The 300-nt window shown below is 42.7% G+C and carries 1 pseudogene; it reads left to right on the top strand.

From position 1 onward, the window contains the following. Window positions 1-300: pseudogene (locus tag AACR11_RS20820) on the top strand (DUF2235 domain-containing protein); the annotation flags it as partial.

The raw sequence follows: 300 nt of genomic DNA, 5'->3' as shown, positions 1-300 counted from the left end.
ACTGCTACCTAGCGATGGCATTCTACCTTCTAACTTTTATGAGGAAGTATTTGCTGGCTGTCACACAGACATTGGTGGCGGTTATCCTTCAAAAGATCAGTATGCAAAGCAAGATTTACCTGAAAGGTATGGAATGCCCCTGTCTGCAACTTATAATCGTGAGTTAATAAAAACAGAATCCATAAGACAAGAGATACAAGCACAACAGAATGCCTATGGAGCCGCCGCATACAGTGAGCGCCTATACAAGCAAGCTCAAGATGCTTGGAATTTGGAATGCAGCACTAAGGGTTTATATGG

It is taken from the genome of Vibrio sp. L85 (assembly GCF_963871815.1).
Classification (GTDB): domain Bacteria; phylum Pseudomonadota; class Gammaproteobacteria; order Enterobacterales; family Vibrionaceae; genus Vibrio; species Vibrio harveyi.
This window is presented reverse-complemented; position numbering and strand designations above follow the sequence as displayed.